Source organism: Paenibacillus sp. NPDC057934 (genome assembly GCF_042887565.1).
Lineage (GTDB): Bacteria > Bacillota > Bacilli > Paenibacillales > Paenibacillaceae > Paenibacillus_AQ.
Genome location: NZ_JBHVPB010000009.1, coordinates 228,556 through 248,892, shown reverse-complemented (window position 1 = coordinate 248,892; position 20,337 = coordinate 228,556). Strand labels below are relative to the sequence as shown.

General features: G+C 46.5%; 25 protein-coding genes and 1 riboswitch. Of the genes, 5 read left to right on the top strand and 20 right to left on the bottom strand.

Annotation, left to right across the window (positions count from 1 at the left end):
• Positions 1–138: 138 nt before the first annotated feature.
• From ACFVRY_RS21560 to ACFVRY_RS21545, 4 genes are all read right to left on the bottom strand, one after another.
• Positions 139–1,320 carry an MFS transporter gene (locus tag ACFVRY_RS21560; protein WP_387502353.1) on the bottom strand — a complete coding sequence of 394 codons (1,182 nt, stop codon included), beginning with the start codon at positions 1,318–1,320 and terminating at the stop codon, positions 139–141.
• Between the two features lie 21 nt (positions 1,321–1,341).
• Positions 1,342–2,367 carry an NADH:flavin oxidoreductase/NADH oxidase gene (locus ACFVRY_RS21555; RefSeq protein ID WP_387502352.1) on the bottom strand — a complete coding sequence of 342 codons (1,026 nt, stop codon included), beginning with the start codon at positions 2,365–2,367 and terminating at the stop codon, positions 1,342–1,344.
• A gap of 255 nt (positions 2,368–2,622) precedes the next feature.
• Positions 2,623–2,955, bottom strand: coding sequence for an NIPSNAP family protein (locus ACFVRY_RS21550; RefSeq protein WP_387502351.1), 333 nt, complete (start codon positions 2,953–2,955; stop codon positions 2,623–2,625).
• Positions 2,956–3,020: 65 nt separating this feature from the next.
• A complete protein-coding gene (locus ACFVRY_RS21545; protein WP_387502350.1) occupies positions 3,021–3,764 on the bottom strand; it encodes an SDR family NAD(P)-dependent oxidoreductase in 744 nt (247 codons plus the stop codon).
• Between the two features lie 150 nt (positions 3,765–3,914).
• On the opposite strand from ACFVRY_RS21545, the gene ACFVRY_RS21540 reads away from it, so the two are divergent.
• Complete coding sequence (locus ACFVRY_RS21540; protein ID WP_387502349.1) at positions 3,915–4,784, top strand: LysR family transcriptional regulator; 870 nt, start codon at positions 3,915–3,917, stop codon at positions 4,782–4,784.
• 445 nt (positions 4,785–5,229) lie between these two features.
• Here ACFVRY_RS21540 and ACFVRY_RS21535 read toward each other — a convergent pair whose 3' ends face one another.
• The 5 genes from ACFVRY_RS21535 to ACFVRY_RS21515 all read right to left on the bottom strand — a co-directional run bounded on the left by ACFVRY_RS21535 (position 5,230) and on the right by ACFVRY_RS21515 (position 9,267).
• On the bottom strand, positions 5,230–5,469 hold the full coding sequence (locus ACFVRY_RS21535) for a hypothetical protein (protein ID WP_387502348.1): 240 nt from the start codon (positions 5,467–5,469) through the stop codon (positions 5,230–5,232).
• Between the two features lie 174 nt (positions 5,470–5,643).
• Positions 5,644–6,387 carry an ABC transporter permease gene (locus tag ACFVRY_RS21530; protein ID WP_387502461.1) on the bottom strand — a complete coding sequence of 248 codons (744 nt, stop codon included), beginning with the start codon at positions 6,385–6,387 and terminating at the stop codon, positions 5,644–5,646.
• A 48-nt stretch (positions 6,388–6,435) separates the two neighbouring features.
• The gene (locus tag ACFVRY_RS21525) at positions 6,436–7,230 is read right to left on the bottom strand and encodes an ABC transporter permease (RefSeq protein ID WP_066365165.1); all 795 of its coding nucleotides are present in this window, start codon (positions 7,228–7,230) and stop codon (positions 6,436–6,438) included.
• 76 nt (positions 7,231–7,306) lie between these two features.
• On the bottom strand, positions 7,307–8,359 hold the full coding sequence (locus tag ACFVRY_RS21520) for an ABC transporter ATP-binding protein (protein WP_387502347.1): 1,053 nt from the start codon (positions 8,357–8,359) through the stop codon (positions 7,307–7,309).
• A 125-nt stretch (positions 8,360–8,484) separates the two neighbouring features.
• On the bottom strand, positions 8,485–9,267 hold the full coding sequence (locus tag ACFVRY_RS21515; protein ID WP_387502346.1) for a GTP cyclohydrolase II: 783 nt from the start codon (positions 9,265–9,267) through the stop codon (positions 8,485–8,487).
• Positions 9,268–9,465: 198 nt separating this feature from the next.
• On the opposite strand from ACFVRY_RS21515, the gene ACFVRY_RS21510 reads away from it, so the two are divergent.
• Complete coding sequence (locus ACFVRY_RS21510) at positions 9,466–9,792, top strand: winged helix-turn-helix transcriptional regulator (protein WP_066361338.1); 327 nt, start codon at positions 9,466–9,468, stop codon at positions 9,790–9,792.
• Between the two features lie 105 nt (positions 9,793–9,897).
• Here the strand turns inward: ACFVRY_RS21510 and ACFVRY_RS21505 are convergent, their stop codons facing one another.
• The 4 genes from ACFVRY_RS21505 to ACFVRY_RS21490 are packed head-to-tail and all read right to left on the bottom strand — an operon-like array spanning position 9,898 to position 13,434.
• On the bottom strand, positions 9,898–10,785 hold the full coding sequence (locus tag ACFVRY_RS21505; protein WP_387502345.1) for an ABC transporter permease subunit: 888 nt from the start codon (positions 10,783–10,785) through the stop codon (positions 9,898–9,900).
• A complete protein-coding gene (locus tag ACFVRY_RS21500; protein ID WP_387502344.1) occupies positions 10,785–11,771 on the bottom strand; it encodes an ABC transporter ATP-binding protein in 987 nt (328 codons plus the stop codon). Before ACFVRY_RS21500 ends, ACFVRY_RS21505 begins: the two co-directional genes overlap by 1 nt.
• Positions 11,768–12,883, bottom strand: a complete 1,116-nt coding sequence (locus ACFVRY_RS21495) for a hypothetical protein (protein ID WP_387502343.1) — start codon at positions 12,881–12,883, stop codon at positions 11,768–11,770. Before ACFVRY_RS21495 ends, ACFVRY_RS21500 begins: the two co-directional genes overlap by 4 nt.
• Positions 12,884–12,915: 32 nt before the next feature.
• Entirely contained in the window at positions 12,916–13,434 is a 519-nt protein-coding gene (locus ACFVRY_RS21490) for a sigma-70 family RNA polymerase sigma factor (RefSeq protein WP_387502342.1), read from the bottom strand.
• A 255-nt stretch (positions 13,435–13,689) separates the two neighbouring features.
• On the opposite strand from ACFVRY_RS21490, the gene ACFVRY_RS21485 reads away from it, so the two are divergent.
• Entirely contained in the window at positions 13,690–13,902 is a 213-nt protein-coding gene (locus ACFVRY_RS21485; protein WP_066361351.1) for a hypothetical protein, read from the top strand.
• 138 nt (positions 13,903–14,040) lie between these two features.
• Here the strand turns inward: ACFVRY_RS21485 and ACFVRY_RS21480 are convergent, their stop codons facing one another.
• The 5 genes from ACFVRY_RS21480 to queF all read right to left on the bottom strand — a co-directional run bounded on the left by ACFVRY_RS21480 (position 14,041) and on the right by queF (position 16,903).
• A complete protein-coding gene (locus ACFVRY_RS21480; RefSeq protein ID WP_387502341.1) occupies positions 14,041–14,355 on the bottom strand; it encodes a hypothetical protein in 315 nt (104 codons plus the stop codon).
• Positions 14,356–14,513: 158 nt separating this feature from the next.
• Positions 14,514–15,236, bottom strand: a complete 723-nt coding sequence (gene queE, locus ACFVRY_RS21475) for a 7-carboxy-7-deazaguanine synthase QueE (protein WP_387502340.1) — start codon at positions 15,234–15,236, stop codon at positions 14,514–14,516.
• Positions 15,229–15,711 carry a 6-pyruvoyl trahydropterin synthase family protein gene (locus tag ACFVRY_RS21470; RefSeq protein WP_387502339.1) on the bottom strand — a complete coding sequence of 161 codons (483 nt, stop codon included), beginning with the start codon at positions 15,709–15,711 and terminating at the stop codon, positions 15,229–15,231. Before ACFVRY_RS21470 ends, queE begins: the two co-directional genes overlap by 8 nt.
• A complete protein-coding gene (queC, locus tag ACFVRY_RS21465; RefSeq protein ID WP_387502338.1) occupies positions 15,705–16,370 on the bottom strand; it encodes a 7-cyano-7-deazaguanine synthase QueC in 666 nt (221 codons plus the stop codon). The genes ACFVRY_RS21470 and queC overlap by 7 nt, the downstream gene beginning before the upstream one ends.
• Before the next feature lie 32 nt (positions 16,371–16,402).
• Positions 16,403–16,903, bottom strand: a complete 501-nt coding sequence (gene queF, locus ACFVRY_RS21460; RefSeq protein ID WP_175370159.1) for a preQ(1) synthase — start codon at positions 16,901–16,903, stop codon at positions 16,403–16,405.
• Between the two features lie 163 nt (positions 16,904–17,066).
• A riboswitch (PreQ1 riboswitch) is annotated at positions 17,067–17,110 on the bottom strand.
• 214 nt (positions 17,111–17,324) lie between these two features.
• On the opposite strand from queF, the gene ymzB reads away from it, so the two are divergent.
• Positions 17,325–17,660: a protein YmzB gene (ymzB, locus tag ACFVRY_RS21455; RefSeq protein ID WP_387502337.1), complete on the top strand. Its 336-nt coding sequence runs from the start codon at positions 17,325–17,327 to the stop codon at positions 17,658–17,660.
• Positions 17,661–17,778: 118 nt separating this feature from the next.
• Here the strand turns inward: ymzB and murB are convergent, their stop codons facing one another.
• A complete protein-coding gene (gene murB / locus ACFVRY_RS21450; protein WP_387502336.1) occupies positions 17,779–18,690 on the bottom strand; it encodes a UDP-N-acetylmuramate dehydrogenase in 912 nt (303 codons plus the stop codon).
• 120 nt (positions 18,691–18,810) lie between these two features.
• Between murB and ACFVRY_RS21445 the strand changes: the two genes are divergently transcribed.
• Positions 18,811–19,329 (top strand): NAD(P)H-dependent oxidoreductase, encoded by a 519-nt coding sequence (locus ACFVRY_RS21445; protein WP_387502335.1) that lies wholly within the window; start codon positions 18,811–18,813, stop codon positions 19,327–19,329.
• A 144-nt stretch (positions 19,330–19,473) separates the two neighbouring features.
• On the opposite strand, the gene ACFVRY_RS21440 is transcribed toward ACFVRY_RS21445, so the two are convergent.
• Complete coding sequence (locus ACFVRY_RS21440) at positions 19,474–20,280, bottom strand: ABC transporter ATP-binding protein (protein WP_387502334.1); 807 nt, start codon at positions 20,278–20,280, stop codon at positions 19,474–19,476.
• Positions 20,281–20,337: the final 57 nt, after the last annotated feature.

Below are 20,337 nucleotides of genomic sequence, written 5' to 3'. Positions count from 1 at the left end.
TTCCTTTCTAAAGGTAACGCTGTGGACCATCTATCCTATAATATCATAAGTGATAATGTAAGAGTTAATGATGCACTCGCAGGTTACCTTGTCCAATACACAGCAGCACTTGTTGCAATACAATCGTGAAATAAATAATTAGGGATGCAATTCCAGCTTCTTAGCTGTGGGCTTACCATACACTTTTATTCTAATGATAATCAATAGGAAGGCCAGCACAGCAAATCCAATTCCGCACCATACAAGCTGATGTACTCCCCATTGCACAAGAAACCAGCCGCCGACCGCTGTTCCAATTGTTATTCCTAAATTCGTGAAGGTTACAAACAAACTGTTTCCAAATTCAGGCGCTGATTGAGATTCGATAATTAGCCAGCTTTGACCAATGATAAGTCCACCGGCGTGTACAATACCCCATAAGAAAATCAGTGCAAACATAGCAATAAAATGATTTCCTAAAAAATATAACATCACATAAATACCTAGGAAAATTAGAGGAAACAATGCTGTTGTGAGCGTAATATTTTTCTGCACGAACCCGCCAAATATGAAGTTCCCCAAAATCATGACCACTCCGAAAATGAATAACATGATGCTGATCCAGGAGCCATTCATTTGTGTTATTTGTCCGAGATATTCGGCAAAATAGCTATATACAGAGAACATAGCGGCAAATAAAGACGCAACAGCTGCTATATTTAACCACAAAGCAGGTTTACGTAAAACGCTGAGTTGTTCTCCATAAGTCATTTTTTCTTTAACAGGCATTGAAGGAAGCCAGATCAATATGCCGATAAAGGCTATGATACTAATTATGGCACCAAACATGAAGGCAACTTCAACGGAAATCCGCTCCGCAAGAAAAGAGGTCAAAGGTACACCAAAGGCAAAGCCTGCTGTTATCCCTGTAAATACTTTGGTTACCGCTTGACTACTTTTCTCTGGAGAAACCAGTGAGCCTGCCACTACAAGAGCTACAGAAAAGAAAGCAGGATGCGCTAAAGCTGGTATAATTCGGAATGCCAGCATTACATTAAAGCTTGAAGCGAAAATATAAACAACGTTAGAGATCGCAAACAGCAGCACAGCGATTAACAAAATGAATTTACGATTGATCCCCGAAGAGAACAAGGTTACAAAAGGTCCAGACAAGGCAACGACCAAGGCAAATACACTAACCAGCCAACCTGCCTCTGAGGTAGAAATATTGAATTTCTGCGCTACTTGAGGTAGCACGCCGATAATTCCCATCTCCGTTGTGATGATTCCGAATACACCTAAAGCCAATACTACAATAAGCAGAGGGTTAGTTTTTGTCATTCCATCCTCCTCAAATCTGGATTAACGAAATCCCATCGCGTACTGTTTAGGGATGCTATTCTCCTGTTTCAGCGAGTCAGCAGCATTCAATGCCCAGTATGGATTCTTCAACATGCCTCGGCCTACGGCAACAAGGTCAGTATCTTCATTAGCAACAACTGCGTTCGCAACTGCCGGATCATCCAACTTACCTACGGCAATAACCGGAACTTGCAATTTCTGCTTAATCTCTCTAGCTAGCGAAATCTGATAGGCCGCCTGTGTTCCCGGGGCATTAGCAGCGGTTACAGGACCTTCACCCCCAGAGCTGACATGGAATATATCCACCCCTGCTTCCTTGTACGCTCTACTGATTTCCACAGCCTCAGGCAAATCATATCCTCCATCCGTGTATTCCTTGGCAGAGATCCGCATGATTAATGGCATGCCTTCAGGCATCTCACCTTTGGCTGCAACAATCACTTCTTTACCAAACAAAGTTAAATCCTGACCGTATTCATCTGTTCTGCGATTCGTTAACGGTGAATGGAATTGGTGAATGAGGTAGCCATGTGCACCATGCAGCTCGATGACGTCCACTCCAGCCTGCACCGCGCGTTTAACCCCGAGACGGAACTTCTCCACCATACCTTTCACTTCATCAGTAGTAAGTTCCCGCGGAGTCTTGGATTTAGAGCTAAAAGGAATAGCTGAAGGCGCAACCGGAACGGCAGCATCCTCTGCTTTACGTCCAGCATGGGCAATCTGAATTCCAACCTTTGCACCATGAGCATGCACGGCATCTACAATTCTAGCTAGAGCAGGGATTTGCTCATCGTTCCAGATTCCAAGATCGTAATCAGAGATACGACCATCCGGGTCTACATCTGTCATTTCTATAATGATCAATCCAGCTCCACCAACCGCCCGGCTAACATAGTGATTGTAGTGCCAGTCATTAGCAATACCATCTTTGTTGACTACGGAATATTGACACATCGGAGGCATAACGACACGGTTCTTCAATTGCAAGGAACTGAGTTCAAACGGACTGAATAAATAATTCATGATTTCTCTCCTCTGTATATGCAATTTGATCTGTAATCAACTTGCAAGTTGTAATACCAGCATCATGAAATATAGATGCATGCGTATGCATATAATATATTAAAATAAAAGTTCATTGTCAACTACGACTCTAAGAAAAGAAAAACATCGCCCCGTAAGGCGATGTAAATTAACTTATTGTTTTTCAATTGTCCGTATAACATGTCAGAACATCTATTTATGGAGTTATAGCAGATTTTTAGTTATCACTATCTCTTAGATTCTTACCCTATCTGGAAAAAAATCTGCTTTTTTCAGATAAACAACGTCGATTTTCTCATGTAAGGGCCCGTTTTGTTCCGTTCTTTCCTTAAGCTCAAGCCACTCCGGATCTTCTTGAAAAGCCTTAAAGTTCTGTTCCCGCGCAGCCAGATCCGGGTGCTCAAGTACGTAGTACAACCGATTCGTGGATTCATCCGCTTCCACCCAAAATTCAGTGACCTTCATATGATGTTTGGCGAAAATTGTTATTGTACCGTCCCGGAATCGATCCAGTATAGATTGCATGCGGCCAGGAATTACATGATAAATCCGCAGCTCATATAGCATATACATCCTCCTCCGTTCATTTTATGAATTCAAGTATGATTCCCGTTTGCATGATGTTTTATAGATTACCACCGACCAGCACTTTGACCGCCATCGACGTGAAGGATCTCACCAGTTACGAATTGGGCAGATTCCAGATACAGAATAGCATTCACAATATCTTGAGCCTCGCCCATTACACCAACAGGATGCAGCTTAGCCAAAAAATCATGTGTCTCTACAGGGTGCATCGGCGTTTTGATAATCCCTGGCGCTACTGCGTTTACGCGAATGCCTTTATCAGCATACTCAATAGCAAGTGATTTCGTTGCCGCCGCCAAGCCGCCTTTAGTCAGCGCAGCAAGAACAGAAGGCACACCTTTGATAGGCTGCTCAACGGCCCCACTCGCTGTGATGTTAACGATGTGACCGGAACCCGTCTTCAGCATCTCCGTCACCGCACGTTGGGTCACGTGGAAGAATCCTGTGAGATTGACCGCCAGCTTGGATTCAAGGTCTTCCTTAGTGTAGTCTGTGAATGATTTCGATATAAAAATGCCAGCATTGTTCACCAAAGTATCTATACGTCCAAAGCGCGATAATCCTTCTGTAATCAAACTTTCCGTAATTTGTGGATCTGAAATGTCGCCGATGACATAAGCGATGTGTTTACCTGTTGGATCGATTTCCTTAGCAGCTTCTACCAAGAGTTGCTCACGGCGCCCATTAATCACTACATTTGCACCTTGCTGTACTAACTCAATCGCTACTGCCTTTCCAATACCGCTGCTTCCGCCTGTAACTACTACCACTTTATCTTGAAAACTCATGTTGTTATCTCCTTTGTCTACCTTTTAATAGGTAATTATATTTATCTGCCCACTCATCATACAATGATATCTGCTATCATGTATAATACAGAATCATGATGCCAAATATCTATAATCAAGATACCCAAACTAACTTTACAGGAGGACAATATGGATATTCAGTTGCTCAAAGTGTTTTTCACCACAGCCCAGGAAGGAAGTATATCCAAAGCAGCGCAAAAATTAAACTTTGCCCAATCCAATGTGACGCATAAGATTCAACAGTTGGAAGCCGATTTGCAGACACAGTTGTTTTACCGTCACAATCGAGGCATTACACTTACCCCTTCCGGCCAAACCCTGATTACCTATGCGGAGAAAATATTGCATGTTATTCAAGAAGCGAGATTGGCCGTTGGAGACGCTGCTGTTCCTGCAGGACAACTACACATCGGGTCCCTGGAAGTCACTGCTGCCGTTCGGCTGCCTGCGCTGCTTACTAAATATCACGCCGAATATCCGGCGGTCGACATTTCTTTAATCACAGGTCCGACCGAGCAGCATCTTCATGGGGTTCTTCATTATGAGTTAAACGGAGCATTCGTCTCAGGTCCTGTGGAGCATCCAGAATTGGTTCAAGAAAATGTCATTGATGAAGAAATGGTACTTGTCACACCCCTTTCTCATCCGCCCGTTCAGACCATCCGTGACATACAGCTTCGCACGGTTCTTGTCTTTCCAAGCGGTTGCACCTATCGGTCCAAATTAAGCCAGCTGCTTCAGGAAGAAGGTATCTCACCCGATAAAATGATGGAGTTCGCGTCACTCGAAACGATCATCGGCTGCGTCAGCGCCGGTCTGGGCATTTCGCTTATGCCTCGTTCCATGGTAGTCGTGTCGGAGCAGCAAGGCCGTGTCCGCTGTCATATGATTTCTGACAAACATGCCACTGCCAAAACCGTGTTCATTATGCGAAAAGACACTTTAATGACACCTGCATTGTCAGCCTTCTTGTCGGAAATGCGTTCCCACTTTAGCTAAATTATTGGAATGACAATTCGAGCAATAATTAGGCCCATAAAGCAATGAGGGTCAACCAGAACCTATACATTGCTTTGCCTGGCTAGTACAAATTAAATGCGATTTTCAGTAAAATAGAACATATGTTCTATATACGTAAAAACATCATTTTTCTCGACATATGATTATTATTGTTCATTAATATCGCAAATAAGTCATAACGCCTTTAATTCACCTATCTGAACATCCAATCGCTTCGCTTTTCAAGCGAAAAAAATGCGATATTTACCGATAGCGAACATGTGTTCTTGTCGTGAAATAGATCGTTCACCGCAAAGAAAATTAATTTGAGGGGGAACTACGAAGAAAATCCCTATCCGTTGGAGTGCCATGGCTGCTGCTTCGCGCATTCGCCATCTGTCATCATTCATAGCCGCTTGACACTTTTCGAGAATGACCTGCTTTCTTAAAAGATCTGCATAATAGAAATAAGCCCCAGCGCCTGCAGCGCACAAAAAGGTAAAAACTCACAAGGAGTATTGATAGGCGCATCAGCAACAGTTTGGTTCACCCACTTTAAGATAAGGTTCCAAGCCTCGCTCGTGACCCTACTAGATTCAAAAGCATTCGCAAAGGTATCTGCAATCTCCAAATTCGCGCGTGGGAGATCATCATAGAACCTATTCTTTAATAATTTGCTGTTCATAATGCTCCTCCTTCATTTTGGGAACTCCAATGTAGTCCAAACTATATTTGCTATTTTAAAGTATTTATCAGGATGTTAAATGAAGTTTATTATAATCGGCATCAGCACACACCAAAAAAGCAGCTCGGAACTTCATGTTCCGAACTGCTTTAGATTGGACAACAGTCTGCTATTTTAAGAGCCAGCGCCTTTATAACGTCGTACCCCATAGTTCCAGGCCATCAGACCAATACCGAGGAATACCAAGCCAACAACAGGCGTCAATAGCGCCATGCCCTTCATCTCGTCACGCTGCAGGAAGAGCGCCGCTGGATAGATTCCCACAAACGCAAACGGGATAATCCAGGTGAGTAACACCTGAATCGCCCGGTTATAGATCGTCACCGGATAACGGCCATACGACTGAATGTTGTACATCAGCGGGAGAATCCCTGTTGGTGCATCCGAATAGAACGACAGCGAAGTCAAGGCGGTATAGATACCTGTATAGATCGCTACCGCGCTCAGTGTAAAGAGGATCAGCACCGGTATCGTCCACCATTCAAACGGAAGGCCAAGATTGGACCCGCTGATGGCCATGATGATGAGGCCGATGAAGGAGCCAACCAGCGCCGGCGGGTCTATATTTTCCAGGAAAATCTGAAACAGGTTATGCGCTGGACGCGTCAGAATACGGTCCATCTCACCCTTGACGATATAGCGCTCGCTGAAACCCCACATATTCACGAAACAGCTGAAAACGCCGAACGGCACCATAAAGAAGCCGTAGACGAACACCACTTCGTTCTGATTCCAGCCGCCAAGGCTGTTGGTATGCATGAATATAACAAGAATGAAAATAAAGTTCGTTGCTTGAAACAACAAATCCGATATGACCTCTACCCAAAAGTCAGCACGGTAGGTCAGCCGGGTCTTCATATAATTTTTAAGATACTCTATCACTAATCCAAAGTAATACAACCTTCCTCAACCTCCCTGCACGAACAGACGCTTCCGCGCTGCATGGTATAGCCAGACAATCGGAATGAGAAGCAGCAGGAACCAGAGAACCTGAACCCCTAACACATTCCATATTCCAACGCCCTGTACCCGTCCCGTGAATACGGAACCCGGCAGGTACGTGATTGCCTGAAACGGCAACACTTCAAGCACGGAGGACATCCAGCCCGGAAACAGGCTGATTGGCACGATAAGACCCGAGAACAGATCGACGACAACACGTTTCATCCGCATCATGCCCTCGTTATTTTCCACGAAGAAGGCCAGCAGACCCGTGATCACGTTAATCTGTGAGTTGATCAGGAAGCTGAAGAACAGCATGACCAGGAATCCGATCCAAGCAGACGGCTCCGTCGGCAGATTCACCGGGAACAGCAGCATGGCAATAGCCATACCGGGGATCATAAACAGCATAAACCGGAAGAGCCCTTCTCCAAGTCCCTGCATCATTTTAACCAGTACATAGTTATAAGGCCGGATGAATTGGATAGCGATACTGCCATCCCGTATATCCGTCGAGATTTCCCTGTCTAAATTGTTAAAGTAAAACGCGCGCGCCATCCAGGAAACTGCAACGTAGGTGGTCATTTGGGCAGCCGTAAAGCCGCCAAGTGCCTGTCCGTCACCGTAGATTGCTTTCCAGGTAAAATAGTTGACCCCGATGTTCAGCGTATAGATTAGGATACCCGAGTAATAATTCACCCGGTAAGCCAGCATCGTTAGAAAACGAATGCGAATGAAGTCCATATAGGCACCGAGCAACAGTTTGCGGCTGTTGCCCCCGGAGTCGGGCCTGCCCGTGGAACCACTCGGGGATGAAGGTGCCACACCGAGCATTTTAGACATGAACAACCTCTTTCCCGTCCAGCTCTCCTCGTGCTTCTTCCGGCTTCTCGGCAGAGCCAGACTGGTAGATGCTACGCACGATATCGTCCGTATTCGTCTCAATGATTTTGATGTCTGTGATGTCAGCCTGTCCGACCACGCGTCCCAGCACATCAGATACGTTCAGGTCCAGTGGAATCCACGCTTTGGCATTCAGGTCATTCTCCGCAGACCAGGTCACCGGCATGCCGTCCGTCCAATGATTGAGCTGTCCAAGCTTGGTGGCCGTTCCGAATTGGAATAGCACTTCCCGGCCGGTTCCCCAGCGTTGCTTCAGCTCTTCCAAACCTCCGTCATAAATAATCCGTCCGTCATCCAGCATAATGACGCGGGAGCAGAGTGCTTCAATATCCTGCAGGTCATGTGTCGTCAGAAGAATGGTCGTGCCATGCTCACGGTTCATATCCTTGAGGAAGTCGCGAATCTCCGATTTCACCACAATATCCAGTCCAATCGTCGGCTCATCAAGGAACAAGATCGAAGGATTGTGCAGCAGTGCCGCCACAAGCTCACAGCGCATCCGTTGCCCCAGACTGAGCTTACGCACCGGGCGATTCAAGAGATCTTGCAGCTCAAGCCGTTCCACCAGCTCGTCCAGTCTCTTCTTGAAGTCAGCTTCCGATACACGGTACACCTTGCGCAGCAGCTGGAAGGATTCAATAACGCCGATATCCCACCATAGCTGGCTGCGCTGTCCGAATACTACGCCGATATTACGAACGAACTTCTCCCGTTCTTCATACGGCACATAACCACCAACCGAAAGTACACCGGAGGTCGGCACAAGAATACCGGTTAGCATCTTGATCGTTGTGGATTTCCCGGCTCCGTTCTCCCCGATGTACCCGCAGATTTCTCCTTCGGGAATCGTGAAGGAAATGTCCTTGACTGCGGTGACTTCAGTGTATTCCCGTTTAAACAAATCAGCGAAGGCCCCTTTGAGGCCCTCGCGGTTTTTCTGGACTTTAAATGTCTTTCTTAAGTCCTGCACTTGAATGGCAGCCATATTATACCTCGCTAAACTAAGAGTTGAATGAACAGATTAATATTATAATGCACAACGTGAAAAAGCACTAGCCAAAATAAGCGGCTTCCAGATTGTGTATGGAAGCCGCTTAAAAGTTATAAGCATTAAACGATTCTAATATTGTCGCGTTGCTCGCCGTTGTTATCGTCGTTTAGATGACCTGAACGAGTAACCTTGGTCCGCAGATACTTCTCGTTGAAGGAGGAAACATCGCCCCAGAGCGGTACTCTTTTCACAACATTCATTCCCGCCGCCTTCAAAGCTTCCAGCTTTCTCGGGTTGTTGGTAATTAGGGTGACAGGTTTGTGGCGCAGGTGCTGCAGCACGCTGATCGCATCGGAGTAGTTCCGGGAATCATCTGCAAAACCAAGCTCCAAATTGGCCTCTACCGTATCGTATCCTTCTTCCTGCAAAATATAAGCCATCGCCTTGCTGAACAAGCCAATGCCTCTTCCTTCATGGTTGGCGAGATAGAACAAGGCGCCAGAGCCATTCTCTACGATCATTTTCATGGATTGATGCAACTGGAAGCCGCAATCGCAACGCTTGCTACCGAAGATATCCCCGGTATGGCAGATGCTGTGCATACGGATCAGCGCATCCTCAGAACCTTCAAAGTCGCCGTAGACCAATACGCTCGACTGTTGTCCCTCAGCAAGATTCAGGGAAGATAAACGTTTAATCAGGGCTTCTGTAGCTTCCGGACCGTCTTCTTGAAGCCGTTCTTCATCAGTAACTTTCAACCAGTTATACCATTTAAAAGTCACCGTCTCCCCGTCCAGATTGACTGGCAGAGTAATCGGGCCTACCAATATATTGGTGGACTCATCCATCGTAATCTTCTTAATTTTATTTTGTAGAATAGAAATGATATCAGGTTTAATCATGAGTACACCTTCCTTGAGTTCATTTATAGGTTATGTTTGTTAAACAGAATATTGCTGCAATTAGGCTGCACTAAACAAGTAACTATTTGTAAGTTAGTTTATCATTGTAATATAACTTCGTCAAGTTATAATATATATTTTAATATTTATAATTACTTAATGTAAGTTTGTGATATAATGAATGCAGAGGTGATGCCAATGAATGATTTCGACATGTGTCCGCGCTTCGAGAAAGCCGTTGATCTATTGAGCAAACGGTGGGTGGCCCTGATTGCTTTCGTACTCATCCCAGGCCCTCGTCGATTTGGCGAAATTGAGAGCTGTCTTTCGAACCTCAGCGGTAAAGTCTTGTCTGACCGTCTGAAGGAAATGGAGAATGAGGGAATTATCGAACGCAAAGTCTATCCGGAAATGCCGGTGCGAATCGAGTATTCGCTTACGAGTAAAGGTCATGCGCTAGCCCCGATCCTTGGGGAAATCAGCAACTGGTCTTCAGACTGGATTGAGCTTGGTGTAAAGATTTGATTCCCCGCGGCAAGCAAAAGCGCCCTTTCTGACTTCCCGTTCATACGGAAGCCAAAAAGGGCTGCTTTTGTGATTGGTGGGATTTCCTGGTCGCATTACGCGGCCTCAGAGATCCTTGCGCCCAAATATCCACAGGCCTAGCAAAAATGCTACTATGGTATATCCGGCGCCATACATAACGAAAGTGCCTGATGGAACATTGACAAAATTGTTGATTCCGAATGCAGCGGTTTGTAGCGAAACTACACTTCCGAGCTCTTTCAAATTGAACAGCTCCGATAGCATCTTTCGCTGCAATCCGTCTACCGGCATGAGCAGTGAAATGAATCCCGTCATATTTTTCAGCGAATTCATAATGTCAGGCTCCAGGCCAATCGAGGTCGACAGCTTTTCAATCATTCCCCCTAGCCAGCCCGCCCCATATAACATGGTCATAAATACACCATTCCCCAGCGCCGAGAACCAGCTCGATCCCAGCATAGATACCGTCACCAGCACAGGAACCGCAGATGCAAACAATAGAAATGACAAGATCCACGCGGTAAAGTCCATTGGTATTGCTGCATGAAATTTTGTGATCATCATAATAGCAACATATAAGAGCAAGGCATAACCCAGACCCAGCGTAACAAAACCCATCCAGCGACCCAGATACCATTTCCATCGCGGGAGCGGCCGGGGCAGCAGTGCCTGCAGCACTCCTTGCTCTGCTTCTCCCGCGATGGCTGAGAAAGAACTGAAAATAGCCAGAAACGCCAGTACGAATGAGCCAAAGAAGAATCCAAGCGTCAGTATAATTGTCCCATTGGTAAACCTGGCAATCAGCAATTCGGCACCACTTTGACTCCAGCCCTCATCAGGAATCCCATGCCTTCCCAAACTGGCTGCCACAAACCAAAAGGCCATTAAAAAAACTAGGGTCATCAGCATCGTTAATACCATGACGCGTTTACGCAGCATTTCTTTCCATGTCATCCCCATAATGATGCCCATTATCGCTCACCTCGATGGTTCAGCCCAGACAGGGCGTTCACAAACCATTCTTCTAGACGTTCTTTTTTACGGGAAACTTCATATAATGTCATCCCCTGCTCCATAATCAGCGAATTTAGCCAGCCCACCTGCTCTTCGCTATCCAGCTCGGCTTCCAGCCACACTACACTGCTGTCCTCGGCTTGTGCCGGGGCTAAGGCGTTTCCGTCTCTCTTCGCGTCAATGTCCAGTTTGATTACAAGACCAGTTCTCTCTTCCAGCCAAGACAGCAAAAAAGGCGAATAGCCGCCAACTTTAAAAAGCCAGCTCATTCGCTTGTGCAGCACCTCAGATACACTGCCGTGCCGCAGAATAACGCCGTTATTCAGCAGCGCCATTCGGTCGCACAGCATTTCAACATCCTCCAGCAGGTGGGAGTTGAGAAATATAGTCTTTCCCTGACTCTTGAGCCTCTTCAGGATACTGCGCACTTCGCTGCGTCCAATCGGGTCCATCGCCGAGGAAGGCTCGTCCAGAAAAATGATTGCGGGATCAGCCACCAGCGCACAGGCTAATCCCAGCCGCTGCTGCATTCCCTTGGAATAGTGCTTGACCTTATCCCGGCTACGGATACCGATCCCGACTTCTTCCATGACCTCGCGAACTCGCCTCTCTATGGAAGTAGACGCCATCCGGCTGAGCCGGGCATGCAGACTTACCACCTCTTGGCCTGTCAACCACTCCTGATAACGGTACAACTCCGGCAAATACCCGATCAGTGATTTAGCGTCCAGCGTACCGATTCTGTGTCCCATCAGAGAAGCGGTGCCGCTCGTTGGCTTAATCAACCCCACGAGCATTTTGACAAATGTACTCTTGCCCGCCCCGTTGGGGCCGAGGAAGCCGAAGGCTTCCCCTTTCCCTACAGTAATCGTGACATTTTGGCAGCCACGGCCGTTATCATATGTCTTGCTAAGTCCTGTGGTTTCGATCGCAGCAACACTCATGATTGGATCAACTCCTGCAGTTTAGCCATCAATTTCTCTTTACTATTGAATGTATTGCCTCCATTAAAGTTGAACAACTGTCCGTCCTTCACCCAAACGGCACTGTAATTCTTATAATCCTTACCCATAACGATCGTTTGCAGCATAACCGTTACATCAGCTACCTGAACTTGTTCGCTATTATCGTTAACAAATACCGGCATTGGAATTTCACCTGATAAGATCCCGGTTTGCTGCAAACTGCTCTTTAGGCTTTCAGGGAGTAGCGGGAAGTTGATCACCGCTTCCAGCGCTTCCTCTACTTTAATGGAAGGATCTACCGTCACTACTGGTGTCTTCATCTGCTGCAAGCTTGCCCAATCATTTTTACCTTCTGCAAGATTATAATTTACAATCTCAGGAATATGCAGCGTAATCGGCTTACCATCCACGGATTCAGGCAGCAGCTTTACCGCTCCTAATCGCTTCATGACTTCGTTTGTTTTTTGAACATTTAGACTAAGCTTAATCTCCTGGGAAGACGAAACGAATAGCTGTCCATGATTATTCCGAAGTGCAGCGCTCAAGGGAGAATAACCCAACGTCTCCTGTATTTGTGCAGGGGTCATATCTCCCGAAACCATGCCAGGCGTGCTCTCGAATGATCCAAAATCATTGACTGCTTCATGGAAGTTATCTCTATCGGTGAGCTGGTAGAACATATTGCGCACATCATTTTCATTGACAGCTGTGACTGTCTCCATGCGGAACTGGTTCAAAATCGCGGCCATGGCCGTGTTGCCAACTGGTGTTGCTAGGATTACGGCAAGAGCAGCCACGCCCGCTGCCGTCGCCACCCATTTGCTGCGCCGGGTCATTTTCCGGCGGCGTAATGGCACCTGATTCTCAGTAGAGTTATCCAAAACTCCGCTTATCCCCTCCTCCGGCATCTCTTCAGCTGTTAATTCAGGACTCAAGCTTATTGCAGCAGTCCCCTCTTCTATCTTTGAAGTCAGCCCCCATTCATTCCAACGGGAATTCATCGGCTCTCCGTCAAGGGTAGCTTGCAATCTGGCCCATGCCTCATCCGTTGCTTTTTTCTCTCTATCGTTGTTCAGGGGAAGTTTTGTCATCGGTTTCACCCTCCTTAATTTTTTAAAAATTTTCAATCGATTTGTGGTTGGGATTTAGCTGCTGTTTTCCTCAATCTTGTGGTAGCCCGGTTAAGCAACGTACCCACTACGGGTGCCTTTACCCCTAGCTCACCGGCGATTTCTGCATAACTGTAGCCCGAGTATTTCAGGAGCAGCACCTGCCGGTCACGCTCCGGCAATTCATCCAGCCATTCCCGTACACCCTCCTGATCCAGCTTACGAAGCACTACGTCTTCACCAGTTAGGGGTGTAGCTTCACTGCCTAAGAACAATTCCTGCTTGTCCTGCAATCGGCGTTCCCTGGCCTTCTGGGTCATATAGTCATATCCGATCCGGGTCAGCACCCTGTGGAGCCATGCGCCCAGGGCCGCGGGATCATCCGGTGGATTGCGATACAGCCTCAGGAATACATCCTGCGCCAAATCGTCCGCAGCCGCTTCATCCCTGATCAACGCCACCAATTTACGTCTTACAATGGGATAGTGTTCATAGAATATATTTTGAAATATTTCTGATTCCGGAATTTTCATTTTGTTTATACCTCCTTATCCGCTGCAGCTATAAGTAAGACGGCTAACGGCTATTTTTTGTATCAGAAGGGTTAGAAAAAAAATCATTTTTATCTTAAAACACGCAAAAAGACAGCCCTTAAAAGAGCTGTCTTTTACTTTTCCCAGTTTAGTGCTGGAATAAGCTAGAAATCTTCACAATTTGGTATTGAATTATCTAGTAAAATATAGTAATTTTAAATAGGCAACTAAACCATATTGAGAGGCGGAATTAAAATGGAAAAAATGTGTATGGAAATGATGATGAGCATGTGTATGGAGGATATGATGGCCAAGATGAACACCATGAAGATGTGCATGGAGAAGATGACTGAAATGAACATGATGGACATGGATATGGACATGATGATGAAGAAAATGCAAGACTGTGATGAAATGATGACAATGTGCATGACTATGATGCGCGAAGGAATGCAAATGTCTAAGTAATTCCATTGTCTGATTTATTTTTCTTAACCAAGTGAATCCCCAAAATTCACTTTACAAGAAGACCATCAAGTCTTGGCAGAGCAGACAACTGCATGCCATTTTTTTATGTTCACCTTTTCTCTTGTATCTCTTCCCCTGCTATCTAATACCGATATATTTACTCTGAATCACCTTCGCCAGTCTGATCCGTTCCAGCTTCAGCTCCCAGATCTTCTCTTTCAGCGAATTCTGATCCTCTGTAGGCTCATTCTCACGCAGCTTGTTGAACAATTCCACCAATACTGCATTAACTTCGTCAAATTGTACCCACAATTCCCGGACACTTTCTTCTCTTTGACTCTGAGCGGAAGCTACCGGAAGGTTCTTCAATCGCTCGATGATGTCAGCCTGCCACTGTCCATCGTTAATTGCTTTGGCGTAATTTAAAAGATCCAGATAATCATCGACTGACATGTGTACCGACTCCTTACTCTCTGTATACCAAGTATTATACTCGGTATTAAAGAAAATGCAATGCCTTATCCATAAAAAATTGTAAATTATTCTTTCTACTATAAAAAAAGCCCGGCCTCTCCACACGGAAGAAACCGGACTTGATTTCAATAAATCTATTACTTACCTTGTTTATTATGCCAGATTAAGGCATGTAATTGTGGCAGTACCCGTACTCGATTCAACGCAGGATCGGCGATCACCTTGTTGAACAGCCATTCCAGGCGCCTTAGCAGCCTTCCTGAGATGTCACCAGTCTCCTTAACATCTTCGTTACCCGGCTGCAGAAAGAGCTGTACATCCTCATACCGTCGATGAACCGATTTGGCATACTCCAAATCCTCTTCCCCAAAGACCACAACCTTCAAATTATGTGTGCCACGTCCATGATCCCTCATATTCCGCAGAATCCGGTCCAGTACATCCCAATCCGTCTTCATCCCCGAGCTTGGCGGCTTCGGACTGATGGTTAAGACATCCACATCGTAGAACCAATCCTGCCACCGACTGCCTTGAGTTTCGATAGCTACCTGAATACCTTTTCTATGAAGAAGGTCGATGAAATGCTTCATCCCCTCGCCAATCAGCGCCGGGTTGCCTCCAGAAATCGTTACGCTGTCAAAATTACCGTCAGCTAGCGACATCAGATCTTCTACAATCATTTCCGGCTCCAACAGGCGTACCTTATCTTTAGCTGTTCCATCCCAGGTAAAAGCCGAGTCGCACCAGCTACAGCGGTAGTCACAACCGTAAGTACGTACGAACATCGTTTTCACCCCGATGACCGCACCCTCGCCCTGTATAGTAGGGCCAAAGATCTCAATGACCGGCAGCTTACTCACAGTCACACCCCCCGTAACGGCGGTAAGACGGACCTTCTTCCGGGAGATCTTCGGCCAATACTTCCGCCCATGACGTTGGGGTCTCCCAGAGCTTCACAGAATATAGCGGCAGCCCGGCTTTCTTCAACTCATGGGCCGCATAGGATGACAAATTCTCAGCTGTTGTACGAAACGAGAGTTGGGCAACCTTGGAGCCAGAGCTGTACAGCGACTCAAGTACAGGTTCATTGCCTGTGGCGAGAAAAGCATGATCTAAACGATCAATCAGCACCTCTTGCACCCTTGCCTTGATTTCGCTAAAGTCAATGACGAAACCTTCGTTAGAATGCCCCTCCTGCATTGAAGGAACGCCCTTCAGCACAACCTCCAGCTTGTAGGTATGGCCGTGAAGATTGCTGCATTTCCCCTTATGCCCGATAAGCTGGTGGGCAGCGTCAAAGGTGAAGATTTTGCATACCGAAACCTCGTTCAGCATGAGTCACCCTTCTTTCTCTCCCCTTCGTACTGCGTCAGCCCACGGCTGCGCAAGAGGCACGCGGGACAAGTCCCGCAGCCACTTCCAATGATCCCGTTGTAACAGGTCAGTGTGCACTCACGAATATAATCAAAGTGGCCCAATTCGTCGGCCATTTTCCAAGTTTCTTTTTTATCCAGCCACATCAGCGGCGTATGAATCACGAATTCATAGTCCATAGACAGATTCAGCGTCACATTCAGCGATTTCACGAACACATCACGGCAGTCTGGATATCCGCTGAAATCGGTCTGGCAGACGCCTGTTACGATATGGTGATACCCAAGCTGCTTGGCAAGAATGGCCGCAAACGACAGGAACAGCAGATTCCGTCCATCCACAAAGGTGCTGGGAAGCTCATTCGCTGCTCCTTCTTCAATGGCGATATCATCCCGTGTCAATGCGTTGGGTGCCAACTGATTTAGCAGACCCAAATCGAGAATATGCTGTTTCACTTTAAAATCAGCGGCAATTTGCTGCGAAACCTCAATCTCGGCGGCATGCCGCTGGTTATAGTTGAACGTGACCACTTGCACCTCATCATAGTGTTGAAGCGCCCAGATCAGACAGGTCGTGCTGTCCTGGCCGCCGCTGAAGACGACCAATGCTTTTTTATTCATTTTTCGAAATCTCCTTTTTTTACAAAATAGGGTTAGCGGTTATCCACTTTTTCCGGGTAGAGATCATGATTCATTAGACGGTGCTCCGCCATTGCCTCATACTTTGTTCCCGGACGTCCCCAATTGCAATAAGGATCAATCGAAATGCCGCCCCGCGGAGTGAATTTACCCCATACTTCAATATAGCGCGGGTCCATCAGGCTGATGAGATCGTTCATGATGATGTTAACGCAATCCTCATGAAAATCTCCATGGTTGCGGAAACTGAATAAATACAGCTTCAGCGATTTGGATTCCACCATTTTTTGCTCCGGGATGTACGAGATGTACAGTGTCGCAAAATCTGGTTGGCCCGTAACGGGGCACAGACTGGTGAATTCCGGGCAATTGAACTTGACGAAATAATCGCGTCCCGGATGCTTGTTATCGAACGATTCCAGCACCTCTGGCGCATAGCCAAAATGGTACTGTGTTCCCTGATTGCCCAGCAGTGTAACTTCCTTCATTTCATCTTTCAATCTTCCTTCGGACATGACAAAAAATCCCTCTCTTTTCCTTCGGCCGGGGCCGGAATTGGAAAGAAGAACGAGATTTCGAAAACTTGGCTCTACTAAGAATAAACGAGTTCTGACCTATGGACAGAGTTATCCCGTTTATACGCGGAACATCATTCGTAGTGGCATCTGACGTCCCTTAAGGGTCTTAGTTTTTTATAGAGGGAGTTTGCGAACCTCTCCTGCGTGCAATGACGCAGACTTCTTCTTTAACTGATATCGTGCGTCTTGAACTATACCATGGGGTGTACGGGGATGACAAGTATAAAAACATAATGATTAAATGGATTGATTATTAATACAATAAATTGTTTAACGACGGCAAAAATGACGGATTCATTTTGGGCGAACAGGGTAACTTATAGCCTATAGATCATCTTCTAAAGGATGGGATCAGGTCATGGAACAGCAGGTACAACAACTCTCAGATTGGCTGAATACACAGGTGAACAAGACGATTCTCATTGAGAAGCAGGAGCTTTCCGATACGGACACCATTCATTTCAAGCTGGAAGGCGTCGATTACCGTGATGCAGATGATGTTATTGACGATTATCTGGACAGTGCGTTGATTCTTAGAGGTTCGGGAAGCACTTTGAACAGAGATGGCGAACTGGTGCGCTTGCCCCAGACTAATTTCGAAATTGCAGTCAGCGGGCTGCGACTCAATCGTTCGGATGCAGAAGCCGCAGAGGTGAAGACAGACCGTGCCCATTACACCTTGTCTAAAGAATGACACTTCGGAGCGTTTAATCCACATGTAATCTGTAACAAAATAACAACGCCTGCTTCGATTGGATAACAAAAAGAGGCTGCGGATAAACGCCCGCAGCCTCTTGCCTGTTCATATCTCACTACTCTTCGCCGATGATCTCCACTTCGGTTTCCAGCTCTACGTCAAATTTATTCTTCACGGTGTCTCTAACATGTTGGATCAGACCGATATAGTCGCTGGCCGTGGCGTGATCTGCATTTACAATAAACCCAGCGTGTTTACGGGACACCTCGGCACCGCCGATGCGGGTTCCCTGGAGTCCGCTTTCCTGGATTAACTGGCCGGCAAACCGTCCTGGAGGACGCTTGAAAACACTACCACAAGACGGGTATTCCAGTGGCTGCTTCGATTCCCGGAGGAATGTCAATTCATCCATGACCGACTTGATAGCTGTAGCTTCCCCTGGCTTAAGGGCAAACCGTGCCTCCAGAACAACGTATTCACCACTTGAAAAGATACTCTTACGGTATCCCCATTGCATTTGGTCACCCTGAAGCGTTATCAGCTCACCGGCCTTGTTCAAGACAACAGCGCTGTGAAGTACATCCTTGACCTCACCACCGTAGGCTCCTGCGTTCATATATAGAGCGCCTCCTACTGTACCAGGGATGCCGCAAGCAAATTCCAGACCCGTCAATTCCTGATCCAGCGCATAGCGCGATACATCAATAATTTTGGCGCCGCACTCGGCATACAACAGACCGTCGCGCACTTCCATACCGGTCAGGTCCGAGGTTTGAAGCACAATGCCGCGTACCCCTCCATCACGGATAATGACATTGGAGCCATTGCCAAGTACCGTGAGCGGAATACGCTGCTCATTCGCATATGTAACAATTTTCTGAATTTCTTCATAAGTAGCGGGAGCTGCCAATATATCTGCCCTGCCCCCCATTTTGGTAAATACACGTCCCTTTAATTCCTCATGACTTATAACGATGCCTGCTGTAACCATAGCTTGCAGATCGTTCTGAACTTTGCTGATATTCATATTGCATACCCCTTTGATGGAATAGAAATAAACCCGCTTGACGGGACATAAACTTGTAACTATAATGATTACAGGTTAAACATTAAAAATTAATTTTCATTATGGAAAGGAAGTTAACTCATGTCAACTTTAGTTATCGTCGCACACCCCAACCTTGAACAATCCAAGATCAATAAATACTGGCAGGAATACCTCAAGGCCAACACTGATGTTACCGTACACAATCTTTATGAGACGTACCCTTCAGAGGTTATCAATGTAGAGCGTGAGCAGAAGCTGGTGGAACAGCATGACCGCATCGTGCTTCAATATCCCTTCTATTGGTACAGCACACCGCCACTTTTGAAAAAATGGTTCGATTCCGTGCTTACCTACGGCTGGGCTTATGGCGAGAACGGCAACAAGCTGCATGGCAAGGAATTGCAGATTGCATTGTCCACCGGCGGTCCTAAGGAAGCTTATACACCAACTGGCTATAACAAATTCAGTCTAGAAGAGCTGCTTAGACCTATTGAAGCTACTTCCAATCTTATTGGTACAAAACTGCTGCCTTACTTCATTATCAGCGGTGCAATGACCATCACGGATGAAGAAATTCAAGCCTCTGCAATACAATATGCCAAACTAATCACTACCTAAGTTGCAAGGGTAGATGATCAGGCAACCACAACTTTAACAACGAACAGGCTCCCTTGTCAATGACGGGAGCCTGTTCTTCTATATATATATTTATATTATGGATGATTTTATGGCGATATAACCATTTTTCCTCACGGGAATTGGCTACAATCCAACAGCTTTGTAAGCCGCAAGCTCATATGGGAGACACAGCGGAACACCCGTGCGCGGATCTGGCATAATATCGGCCTCGATGCCGAACACTTCACGCAGAACCGGTGTAGTCATTACGTCAGCTGGCGCTCCTTCGCTAATGACTGTACCGGACTTGATCGCCACCATATGCTGCGCGTACCGGGAAGCATGATTCAAGTCATGAACTACCATGATGATGGTACGGCCCTTCTCTTCATTCAGCTTTTGCAGCAATTGCAGAACTTCCAGTTGATGTGCCATATCGAGGAACGTTGTAGGTTCATCCAAGAACAGAATATCCGTCTCTTGCGCCAATGCCATCGCAATCCAGGCGCGCTGACGTTGTCCTCCGGAGAGACGGTCAATCGGGCGGTCATGGAAGTCCGACATCCCCGTCTCAGCGATAGCATTAGAGATAATTGTGCGATCTTCTGGTGTCAATGTACCGAAGCCCTTTTGATGCGGATAACGACCGTAGCTGACCAATTCCGCCACAGTGAGTCCGTCCGGTGCTGTTGGGTTTTGTGGTAAAATCGCCAGCTGGCGAGCCACTTCTTTAGTGGAGAGGTTATGAATGGATTTTCCGTCCAGCATTACACTGCCGCTCTTCGGCTTCATGATCCGGGCCATCGTCTTCAGAATCGTGGACTTTCCAGAGCCGTTAGCCCCGACAAGCGCCGTTATTTTCCCTGTTGGAAGCGTGAGGTTCAATCCCTTAACTATAGTAGCTTCCGAGTACCCGATACTTAGCTGTTCTGTATTCAAACGTTCTGACATGATCTTCACTCCCTGTAGTTTTTCGGGGTAGGCCCGTTAATATTGGATTTGTAGAAT